This is a genomic window from Flectobacillus roseus (assembly GCF_030056595.1).
GTDB classification, from domain to species: Bacteria; Bacteroidota; Bacteroidia; order Cytophagales; family Spirosomataceae; genus Flectobacillus; species Flectobacillus roseus.
In genome coordinates, this window is the sequence record NZ_JASHIF010000023.1 from 146,907 (window position 1) to 152,906 (window position 6,000).

Below are 6,000 nucleotides of genomic sequence, written 5' to 3' on the forward strand. Positions count from 1 at the left end.
GCATGTTTATACTCTAACAGCCTTTTTTATCCTACCTTTAAATACTCAAAAATGAAAAAAGCTATTTTTCTAATGTTATTGTTGACCACGGTTTCGATAACATTTGCCCAAAAATCAAAGTATGTAGTTGTTATCAGTCTCGACGGTTTTCGCCCAGACTTCTATAGACAAGCCCAATGGCCTACGCCAAACCTTCATGAAATGGCTCAACACGGTGCTTCTTCGGATGGTGTAAGAGGTGTATTCCCGACTGTTACTTATCCTTCGCACACTACGATTGTGACAGGAGTTTTACCAAACAAACACAAGATTTTTCACAATACTCCATTTGAGCCAACAGGACAAACTGGTCGTTGGAACTGGGAAAACAACCTGATTAAATCAGAAACAATCTGGGATGCAGCGCATAAAAAAGGGCTTAAAACAGCCTCTATTCACTGGCCTGTAACAGTGGGTACACAAACCGTAGATTATAATATTCCAGAAACTGAAATTGAAAAAAATGTAGCAGATCCATTGATTCAAATGCGCAAATTTGCCAAACCACAAGGGTTGTTTGAAGAAATTGAGCGTGAAGCAACGGGTAAATTAACTGCCAAAGCGATGGATAGCGATTACTTGACAATGGATGAAAATATTGCTCGTATGGCGGCTTATGTATTAGAAAAATACAAACCTAATTTGACGACTGTACATATTTTCAACCTAGACCATTTTGAACATAAAGAAGGTCGTAATGGTCCAAGTGTCATGAGAGCTATCGCAGGTGCTGACCGTGCTGTAGGTAAAATTATGGAAGCTGCCGAACGTGCAGGTATCAAGGATAGTACTACATTTTTGATTGTTGGTGATCATGGATTTGTGGATATTCATGCACAACTTTCTCCAAATACATGGCTTGTAAAAGCTGGTTTGATGGAAAAGAAGAAAGATAGAGGAAATTGGAAAGCCACTTTCCATCCACAAGGCGGAATGGCATTTTTGTATTTGAAAGATAAAAAAGACCAACAAACACTAAAACAGGTTCAGCAAATCTTGGCAGATTTGCCAGCTAGCACTAAAAAGTTATTTGAGATAGTAAAGCCAGAAGATTACCAAGCAATTGGCGCTGACCCAGAAGCAGCTCTTGCACTAACAGCCAAACAAGGATTTTCGTTCTCGGATTCTTTTGAAGAACCATTCCTAAAACCAGCCAAAGGCGGAACTCATGGCTATTTCCCTAATTTCAAAGAAATAGAAACAGGATTCATCGCATATGGCGCTGATATAAAATCTGATGTGGTAATTCCAACGATGGGACTCGAAGATATTGCGCCAATTGTGGCAAAATTGTTGGGACTATCAATGACTAATCTTGACGGTGTTTTGTATCCAAGTGTAGTTAAATAAGTTTTAAGAAAACACCCAAGTTACTCATCATTAGATGATTACTGATTCTATAATTTTTTATCAAAAAAGCGCTTGAAAGTAGTTTTCGAGTGCTTTTTTGATAAAACTATGCCATGTATAACTAGGCTTAAGACGCAAAGCATTGCGCCTCTACTAGAAAAAAAATTTTAGAATAATCACTCATTCACTCAATCGCAAATCACTAAATTAGAACGCATCAATGTTTTAGCAAGTTCAACAAATCGTCTTTGGTCATACTTTGTAACATATCTTGGTCAGTTTTAATAAGTTCATTCGCCAAATGTTGTTTATTAGCCTGCAATGTCATCATTTTTTCTTCAATGGTATCTGGACAAATCAAGCGAACAGCAACCACATTTTTTTGTTGTCCTATTCGATACACTCGGTCAATCGCCTGATTTTCTACGGCAGGATTCCACCAAGGATCTATCAAATATACATAGTCGGCTTGGGTAAGATTAAGCCCTAAGCCACCAGCCTTTAAGCTTATCAGAAATACCCTAATTTGGTCATCATTCTGAAATTGCTCCACCACCTTTGAGCGATTTGTGGTCTGTCCTGTCAGATAACTAAAAGGGATATCTCGAATTTGCAATTCTTTCTTGACCAACTCCAACATCTCTACAAACTGTGAAAAAACCAATATTTTATGCTTCGGAGATTTGTTTTCTATCTCTTCAATCAAAACTTGCAATTTGGCTGATTCATGTCCATAAAACTCTTCATCACTGAGCAAGGCAGGCGAATTACATATCTGGCGGAGTTTAGTCAAACCTTGTAAAATATGTAATCTTTCCTTCGGAATATCCCCTTCTTTTTTTGTATTCAAATAATCCCAAAACTCTCGCTCATAAGCTTCATAAACCCTTCTTTGCTCAGTGCTCATTTCACAGTAAAGTACCATTTCTGTTTTTTCGGGAAGTTCTTTGGCTACTTGGTGCTTGGTTCTTCGAAGGACGAATGGCTTGATTTTTTGTTGTAATTCTTGCGCTCTTGGCAAGTCTTTAAACTTATCAATTGGCATAGAATAATATTCTTTGAAAAATCGCTTTGTTCCCAAAAGTCCTGGACAAGCGAAAGAAAACTGTGCATAAATATCGAAGGTATTATTCTCAATGGGCGTTCCTGTCATCACTAAACGATGTCGACTTTGCAGCATACAAACAGCCTTATATCGTTGTGATTCAGGGTTCTTAATAGCCTGAGACTCATCCAAAACAATATAATTAAACAGGTATTTTCGTAAAAACTTTACATCAGACAAAAGTGTATGATAGGTCGTAATAACAACATCGTATTCCTCAAAACCAAGTGTATTTTCAGGACGATTTGGTCCGTGCATGACTAGCACCTTTAAACTAGGCGCAAACTTTTCAATTTCTTTCAACCAGTTAAAAATCAAAGTGGTAGGCACAACCACCAAATTTGTTTTGAGGATGCTTTTTTCTTTTTGCCATAAAAATAAGGCTAATACCTGAAGCGTTTTGCCCAAACCCATATCGTCGGCTAATACACCTCCTAAACTCAACTGATTCAAATAAGCCAGCCAATTCAAACCCTCAGATTGATAACTCCGCAACTGAGCATGAAGTGATGAGGTTACTTGAATAGGTGCTATTTTATCTAAATTTTCAATCTTATCTCTAAAGTCTTGACTCAAAGCCTTAACTTCCTGCGTCAGCATTTCAGCATCAAAAAGCTCTTCTAGACTTCCCAAACGGGATTGTGGAACTCGCAAAGTTTCTTCGACTATTTCCCCAGCTTGGAAGTAATCTGCAAATTTTGAAACCCATGATTCAGGTAAAATACCCAACGAGCCATCGTCGAGGGTTACATATTTTTCTTTGTTTTTAATTGTTTTTTGTAGGTGCTTCAACGAAACTCTCTGTTTCCCAAACTGAATTTTGATAGTCGTATCAAACCAATTCATCCCCGAATTAACCACCACACTCACATTAGCCTTATGCGCACTTAATCTACTTTTCTTAAATTCATTAAATCCTAGAATTTTGATTTGTTGTTCACGCCAAACCTCAAAAGCATCCAAAAACCATTCATTTTCTAAAAATCTTTTTCGGTGTAAATAAAAACTTTCCTGATGTAATTGCTTTTCAAAATCTGGATGTTGTCTGATTAATATTCCCAAAAAACGTTGTTCTTCAGGCTCATTACGTGGTAATGTAAAAGGCTTGCCTTTTCGGTCAATGGCATAAAGTTGTTTTTTGGACAAAACAGGAATTTCTACTTCGCCATAAACCATCGTTGGCGTCAACAAGATATAATCCTCATATTCAGATAAATAAATCATCTTAACCAAAGCTTGATTGAGATTTACCTCTTGAATTTGCTCAGGGCTAGCAGGTTTCAGATAAGAGTATTTGACACGAACATGTCTTTCAAGCGGATCAAGAATCTCTTTTTGAAACTCCGTATATTTTGATTCATGTAAGACGAGGTAATAATTATGTCTTCTAAAAAAGGCAATTACTTTGAGAAAATGAAGATTATCTACCAAATACATCGTTTGATGAATTTGAATAAAATAGCCGTATTTTAAAGTCAAATCTTGCAGAGGATAAACCTGTCCATTTACTTGAAGGTACACCTTTATTTCATACATCTCATCTTGCTGAAAGACCTCCAACTGCAATTCTATGGGAAGCGTACTCAATTGCACAGGCACAATCGACTGTGAGGCAATATTGACAGAAGTTTTATGATTATGATAAAAAATCGGTAAAGCCAAAGGATTTTTGACAAGTGCTTTCAAACTAGCTAAATCCTCTTCGGGAGGCGTCTGCTCATAATTATGCTGAAAGCGAGCCACAGCCATATAAAACTTCAATACATCAGGGTCTTCAATTTGCCAAATTTTATCTAGTGGCGCTCTTGAAATCAATGGATTTTTAGGTTTTCCCTCCTTGGTAAAATCAGCTTGATATAGCTCTAAATGAAAATGGTCGAAATATTTATGTAGTTTAAAAACTACAATCAGATTTTCTTGCCCTTGTGTATTGGACAAATGTTGCCAATGATTTGCCGACAGCAATTGGTCTTGCAATACCACTTTTGTGTCGTTGGTAAAAGCAAAAAGGGCAGGATTTTTGGGTAGAATATGTGTTTGTTTTTCCTGATAAAGTAAACGAAAATACTTCATCAAATCAGGTTCAGCTTCCAAACCATAATCATACGCTTTGGCGCGTACCTTTCTAAAACGTAAGGCATCATCAAAGAAAATCAATAAATCTTGGTGCTTCTGAATATTGTGCAAAGCCTGCGCCTGATGATCACACATTTTGAGTTTGGAACTCCCACAATTACAATGCGTTTGCAAGGAATCTCCCACCATATTGACTTGTATCAAATAGCCCATTGGATGTTCAAATACAACCCAATTAATTTCGATATGACCAACTGGTAAATCAAAAAAGCCCCTGATACTTGTATCAGGGACAGATTCGCTATGTTGAATTATCAAAATTTCGTTGAGGAGATGGATACTGAAAGCGGGAATCGTGTAAACATTTCGAGGGTCATTCGCAAAAGCCGAACGGTGTACTGAATTCATCACAAAGTCTGTTGGATTGAGTTACATAGATACAGTTTTTTTGTGAAAATCGCAAAGCAACACCTATCTCAACACTCTGACTTATTCTTTCAAGCTTTTCAAATAGGCAATACTTTGTGGCACTTGAATATTTTGAATTGGGCTTTCGTCTTCGATAAAATAGTGCTTAATTCCTAGTTTTTTAGCCTTTCTGATAATACCAGCTACGTCGATTTGACCAGTTCCTAAAGTTACGTCATTAGTCACAGGCGTCGAGCCTGAATGATTTCCTTGTACGCCTTTACGTAAATCTTTTACATGAAGCATTTTGAATCTAGTGGGATACTTATCCAAAAGTCCTTCGGGATTGGCGCCACCATGAAACGCCCAAAGCATATCTAGCTCAAAAGAAACGTACTTAGGATTGGTACGTCGAGCTATGAAGTCAAACAGCGTTCCATCCTGATACGGAATAAACTCATATCCATGAATGTGATAACAGAAAGTAATACCATTTTCAGCCAAAACTTTTCCGACTTTATCAAAATCTTCTACCGCTTGTTGTGCTTCAAAAATATCAAAATCAGCCTTGTGAGGTATCCATGCCACCATCACATATTTAGCTCCTAGTTTTTTGGCATTTTCTACCACACTCAAAGGATTATCAACAATTTCTTCATAACCTGCACCTGTCGATGGAACTTTAATATTCCTTTCTTTTAACAATTTTAGATATTCGGTCGCATCCATACCCTTCGGAACATTACCCTCCAATTCAGTAATTCCTAATGCTTTGATTGTATCGAGCGTTGCAGTGATTCCATTAGGAAAGCTATTTCGAAAAGTATATGCCTGCGCACCAATAGGAAATGTGTAAAGTTTTTTGGTTTTTTGTCCGAACGTGTTTAAGCCTAAAAGGAAAAACTACTCTACCCTACTAAAAAATGGGACAAATTAGGTAAAAAGAAAGGGAAGCAAGAGTTTTGTAGTTACCAAGCTCCAAAACATCCCACTTCCCATGAACCAACGGCTCGAAAGCGAAA

3 protein-coding genes are annotated in these 6,000 nt (G+C 37.3%); 1 reads left to right on the forward strand and 2 read right to left on the reverse strand.

From position 1 onward, the window contains the following. Positions 1-51 precede the first annotated feature (51 nt). Positions 52-1,389, forward strand: a complete 1,338-nt coding sequence (locus tag QM524_RS22035) for an alkaline phosphatase family protein (RefSeq protein ID WP_283346250.1) — start codon at positions 52-54, stop codon at positions 1,387-1,389. 217 nt (positions 1,390-1,606) lie between these two features. Here the strand turns inward: QM524_RS22035 and QM524_RS22040 are convergent, their stop codons facing one another. Both QM524_RS22040 and QM524_RS22045 read right to left on the reverse strand, forming a co-directional pair. Further along, a complete protein-coding gene (locus QM524_RS22040; RefSeq protein WP_283346251.1) occupies positions 1,607-4,978 on the reverse strand; it encodes a DEAD/DEAH box helicase in 3,372 nt (1,123 codons plus the stop codon). 81 nt (positions 4,979-5,059) lie between these two features. Next, positions 5,060-5,821, reverse strand: a complete 762-nt coding sequence (locus QM524_RS22045; protein ID WP_404828279.1) for a sugar phosphate isomerase/epimerase family protein — start codon at positions 5,819-5,821, stop codon at positions 5,060-5,062. Positions 5,822-6,000: the final 179 nt, after the last annotated feature.

Bases quoted from the DNA above. Each gene is read 5' to 3' on its own strand.
- QM524_RS22035 (WP_283346250.1), top strand. From the start codon at position 52: ATGAAAAAAGCTATTTTTCTAATGTTATTGTTGACCACGGTTTCGATA.
- QM524_RS22040 (WP_283346251.1), bottom strand. From the start codon at position 4,978: ATGAATTCAGTACACCGTTCGGCTTTTGCGAATGACCCTCGAAATGTT.